This window comes from Nostocoides jenkinsii Ben 74, from assembly GCF_001046875.1.
In the GTDB taxonomy this organism is placed as follows: domain Bacteria; phylum Actinomycetota; class Actinomycetes; order Actinomycetales; family Dermatophilaceae; genus Nostocoides_A; species Nostocoides_A jenkinsii.
On the sequence record NZ_HF571038.1, the window covers coordinates 3,250,297 to 3,255,485 of the forward strand.

Consider the following 5,189-nt stretch of genomic DNA (forward strand, 5'->3'; position numbering starts at 1 on the left):
GCGGGTCGATCGAGGTCCCCGGACGCGCGCTGGGTGGTGACGCCGGCATCAATCGACCCTAGGCGAGATCGCTGGGAGCGTACGGCGCAAAGGCTGAGGGACGAGTCGAGTACGCCTACTCACGCGGCGGGTGCCCTCGACCTCTTAGGTTCGACGACATGAACACCGCTGACCTGAACGCCGCTGTCGCGCCCGACGCTCCCGCGGCCCCCGCCGTGGCCGCCCCGACCACCGCCTTTGTGGGCGCCTCCTGGGTCGCACTGCTGCTCGGCATGACCGGCTTCCTCACCGGTCTCTTCAACGCCTCGATGGACTTGTCGGAGAAGGGTTTTTATCTGACCCTGTTGCTCTTCGGGCTATTCGGAGCCGTGTCGGTGCAGAAGTCGGTGCGCGACCGCGCCGAGGGCATCGAGGTCAGCGCGCTCTATCTCGGCCTCTCCTGGGCGGCCGTCGGCATCTCGCTCAGCCTGCTGAGCATCGGCCTGTGGAATGCCGAGTTGGCCCCCAGCGAGAAGGGGTTCTATGCGATGGCCTTCGGTCTGGCGATGTATGCCGCGGTGGCCGTCCAGAAGAACGTCCGCGACCTCGCCGTCGCCAACCGGACGGCCCCCCGCGGAAACTCTACTGGCAACTCCGGTGGAAGCGCGTCGACTGGTGCGGGCGAGACCGGCCCGGCGAACAACCCGCTCCGCTGGCGCCTGGGCAGCTGAGCCCGGCCGCGGCATACCTCATGGTGCGACCGGGGCATGTGACTAGGGGGATGTGACTCGGGGCATGTGACTTGGGGTGGCGCCAACCCGCGCAGGGGTCGGGTTGGCGCCGCCTCGCCGACTCACCCCAGCACGCTCACCCCAGCACGCTCGCCTCGATGCGACAACTCAGCACAGGTTAGTCAACTGCGGACAACTTGCAAGGTGTCCACAGTTGACTAACTGCTGCTAGCAGCAGTTAGTCAACGGGCCCAGGGGCGTCAGGGGCGCGGAAGTCGCGCACCAGGTCCAAGAACCGCGCGGCGAAGGGGCGCCAGGTGGCGCGGAGGTCGTCGCGGGCGGCGTGGATGGCGTCGGAGGCGGCCGCGGCGCGGGCACGCACGGCGGGGTCCGAAGCGGACGGCTTGCCCACCCACCACGAGTCGAACTGCTCGGGGGTGACCTCGGGGTGGAACTGCACGCCATACGCCCAGGGGGTGAACCGGACCGCCTGCGGCGACCCGTCCGGGGCCGTCGCCAGCACCACGGCCCGCTCGGGAAAGCGCGTCGCGATGTCGCTATTCCATTGCACCGCAACCGATCCCGCGCACTCGGACAGCAGCGGATCCTGCTCGCCAGCCGCCGTCAACGCAACCGGTGTCAGCCCGGTCGCCATCCCATTCGGATTGCGGCGGACCTCGCCGCCGAGCGCGACGGACGCCAACTGGTGGCCGAGGCACACCCCGAGGTACGGCACGCCGGCGTCGACGGTCCGGGCGATCAGGTCCCGCGTCGCGGGCAGCCACGGATAGTCCGCGTCGTCATTGGCCCCCGCCTCCCCGCCCAGGACGACCAGGGCGTCGGCGTCCCCGACATCCGCCGGAATCGCGGCTCCCGAGCGCGCCGGGTCGTGCGCATGAGCCTGTATGCGGCGCAGTACCACCCCGCGCTCTTCCCACCACTCGCCGAGCCAGGCCGGCGGACATTCGTCCTCGTGCTCGATGACGAGGAAAGTCAGCGGTTTCACCCGATCGCGATCTCCTCGTCGGTGGCCCGGCGCACGACCACGCGCGTCCACGCCCCGACATAGATGCGGTTGTCGCCGACCTCGGTCTTGGGACCGACGGCGATCGGGTCGTCCGGCAGCGGCCCGGACGCCGGCCCGACATACGTGCCATTGGACGACTGCAGATCCTCGACGAACCACCGGCTGCCGTCGGTGGTCAGTTGCGCGTGTCGGCGCGAGACACCGGGGTCGGCGCTGCAGTCGATATCGGGCAGGATGTTGCGGCTCGCCGACCGGCGCCCGATCAGCGCGGAGGCGATGCGCAGCGGCACCACGACCGGCAACCCGGCGGACGGGAGGGGGTCGGAGGACTCCTGATCGGCATACCAATCGGGGTCGATCCACACCTCCGCCACCCACTGGAACGGGATGCGCGGTGGCACCCCGACCCCGGCAGACGCGCCGACATCAGACCCACCTCCGACAGAGCCACCACCGGCGACGCTCGCCCCCGCGTCGGGCGCGGCCACCTCGGGAGAACCCTCGCCGTCCTCGCCGCCGGCTTCCGTCGGCGCGGCCGCCTCCTCGGCGTTGGGCTCGGCCCCGGCCGGCAGCGCGCCGGTGGTGAAGTCATAGCCGCACGCCTCGCAGAACAGGCTGTCGGCGACATTGGGCGTATGGCAGTTCGGGCAGTCCTTCGGCCCGCTCCCCGAAGCGGATCCACCGCCCCCGGCGCCGCCGACCGGCGGCAGATCCAGCGAGTTCGCGGACCCACCACCACTAGCCCCAACCCCAGCGCCGCCCGGCGCCCCGCCCGAGGACGGTGCCGACCCGGGCGTCACCGCGCCTTCGGGGATCGGCGTGCCGCAGACATCGCAGTAGTCGGTCGAATCGGAGTTGTGCCCGTTCGGGCAGACCGCGCTCACTTGCGCACCCGCGTGGTCTTGGTGGACGCCGTGTCGAGGGCCATCTCGTCCAGCTTCTCGACCTGCTTCTTCAACCGCACGGTCCCGGTCTCGGCGTTGTCGATCTCGACGACCTTCTTCAGTCGCGAGGTCATCTCGGCGTTGCCCGCCTCGTTGGCCAACTGCACGGCGCGGCCCAGCTTGCTCGTGGCCTCGTCCTCGCGCCCGGCCGCCTTCGCCGCCAAACCATCCTGAATGGCCGCGGCCAACTCGGCCTGCCCGGTGTACTGCGCGACCTGCGGGTTGATCCGCGCCGTCAGCGCGTCGTCATTGGACCACTTCGCCTTGACCAGCGCTTGCGCCTTGACCTCTTCACCGACCGCGAGTTGCACCCGCGCCGCCAACTGTTCCTGGCCCACGCTCTTGGCCGGTAGCCGCACCGCCACGTGATAGTCCCGGTCCTCATCCGACCACGCCCCGGTCGGATAGCCCCCCGTCAGCGGGTTCACCTCGCGACGCCGGGTTGTCAGATCCTCAAGGTTCGGCGAGACCTGCTTGACGAAGAGCACCTGAGCTCCCTGCGGCGCCCACACGCGCAACTCCGCATTGGCCACCCCGCGCGACATCGACGTCCGCATCATCGACTGGAACTCCGAGGCCATCTCTTCGGGCCGCGGGATCAGGTCGACCGTGCCGAGCAACGCGGAGGCGATCCGGCGCACCTCCTCGACCTGCCAGCGATCCCCGACGCCGCGGCAGTCGGCCTGGAACACCCCGGCGCACGAGTTGATCGCCCACGATAGCTGGTCGGGCGTCTCGTGCTCGTTGGCGCCGTCGGTCAGCAGGATCGCGTGCCGGCGCAGCGACGCGGGCGCGGTCTCGAAAACCTGCCGCGCGGCCAACAACCACTGCCCCATCGCGGTGCCGCCATCGGCGCGGAAGCCGCGAACGGCCCCCATGGCGGCGGCCCGGTTGGCCGAGTTCATGACGGCCAGCCCGGGCACCGGCGACGGCGGATACACCTGCCAGGCAAGGTGATTGCCAGCGATCACCGCAAACAGGGTGCCGTCGGTGATCTCCTGCAGCGCGGCCGTCGCGGCCAAGGCGCCTTGCTGGATTCCGCGCTCCCCCATCGACCCGGACGTGTCGACGATGATGACCTCGACCCCGCCGGCACCCGACGCCGCGGCGGTCGCGCCCGACGCATTCGAGGCGGTGATCCGCACGATCGCGTGCACATCCGTGCCGCCGTCGGACAAGAACTCATTCTGGAAAGCCTCGGCGACGAAGTCAGCCATTGCGTCCATCCCCTCCACTGGGTCCTACGAGGTCGATCCGAGCCAACGCCACGGTGATGTTGTCGGCTCCCCCCGCATTATTGGCGAAATCCACGAGCGCGCCCGCCAGCGCGGTCGGTGTCTGCCCGCTGCCCTCCGCGACAAGCCGGGCCACGAGCGCCTGCATATCGGCGGCAGCCGAGCAGTAGTTCCACAGTCCATCACTACACAACATCAGCCAACCGGGGCGATCCACGGCCACCTCGCGCGTATGGGGAGTGATGTCGTCCGGCGCGTCAATCCCCAGCCACCGGGTGATCGAGTGGGCCATGGGCCCAGTCTCGGCCTCCTTGCGTTCGACGCCGGCGGCGATGCGGTCCGCGGCATACGAATCGTCTCGGCTGAGTTGCTCGGCGCCCTCGGTGCCGTCCGGGAGCCAATAGATCCGGCTGTCCCCGACATTCCCGACATAGGCGGTGATCCCGGTAGTGCCGATTCCACTGCCGCTCGCGCGCGTCACGATCGCGCCGGTGAACGTGCACGACGGCGGGTTGGGGTCGTTCTTGTCGGCGACCGTCGCGATCACGGCCTTGTTGGCCGCCTGGACCGCCTCGTCGAGACGTCGGACCGCCGCCGCCTTGGTCGCCTCCGGGGTCCCGACCCCCGCGGACAACGGCTTGTCGAGTATGCCGCGCGCCGCCTTCGCCCCCGCCAAGCTGGCGACATGGGAGTCGGTGGTGTTGGAGACGCCATCGCAGACGACGAGCACGGCCCGGCTTCCCGGGGTCGCCTCCGCCGCGAGCGCGAGGGCGTCCTCATTGCGCGTATGCCGCCGGCCGATGTCGCACACGCCCCCCACCCAGGTGGCGGGAGACTCCTCGAAGTGGTCACGTGGGTCGGCTTGCTTGGCGCCGCAGTTGTCGCAATAGCCGTCGACGTAATTCCCCTGGCCACAGGCGGTGCACGGCGTCGCCACGACAGCCTGCTCGTAGACATTGCCGCCGCCCGGGACGACACCGGTCCAGCCGATGTCGAGCGGGGACTCGTCGCCGGCCGGTGCCGTCACCTCGGGCGCGGCGGGCGTGGGTATGGCTGGGCTATTCGCAGCGGGGGTCGTCGCGCCGGGGATGGTCGCACCGGGGGTGATCGCGCCGGGGACGGTCATGCCGGGGGTTGCGGCCCGAGGCGGCGCCCCGGCAGAGTTCGCGGCTGAGGCGGGAGCCGTCCCGTCGGCCGCGACGAGGTCCGCGCCGCAGGCCTCGCAGAACGACGCGCCCGCGGGCAGGTCGTCGCCGCACGCCGAGCACGTCAG

Annotated in this window: 5 protein-coding genes; 1 reads left to right on the forward strand and 4 read right to left on the reverse strand. The window is 70.5% G+C overall.

The annotated features are described in order from the left end of the window. Positions 1-158: 158 nt before the first annotated feature. Entirely contained in the window at positions 159-710 is a 552-nt protein-coding gene (gene yiaA / locus BN13_RS15545) for an inner membrane protein YiaA (RefSeq protein WP_084733811.1), read from the forward strand. Between the two features lie 238 nt (positions 711-948). On the opposite strand, the gene BN13_RS15550 is transcribed toward yiaA, so the two are convergent. From BN13_RS15550 to BN13_RS15565, 4 genes are all read right to left on the reverse strand, one after another. After that, positions 949-1,716, reverse strand: coding sequence for a type 1 glutamine amidotransferase (locus BN13_RS15550; protein WP_053079825.1), 768 nt, complete (start codon positions 1,714-1,716; stop codon positions 949-951). Beyond that, entirely contained in the window at positions 1,713-2,621 is a 909-nt protein-coding gene (locus BN13_RS15555) for an FHA domain-containing protein (protein ID WP_048548117.1), read from the reverse strand. Before BN13_RS15555 ends, BN13_RS15550 begins: the two co-directional genes overlap by 4 nt. Beyond that, a complete protein-coding gene (locus tag BN13_RS15560) occupies positions 2,618-3,898 on the reverse strand; it encodes a vWA domain-containing protein (protein ID WP_048548118.1) in 1,281 nt (426 codons plus the stop codon). The genes BN13_RS15555 and BN13_RS15560 overlap by 4 nt, the downstream gene beginning before the upstream one ends. Next, positions 3,891-5,189, reverse strand: a 1,299-nt coding sequence (locus tag BN13_RS15565) for a PP2C family serine/threonine-protein phosphatase (RefSeq protein WP_053079826.1), incomplete at its 5' end; no start/stop codon positions are given. The genes BN13_RS15560 and BN13_RS15565, both read right to left, overlap by 8 nt.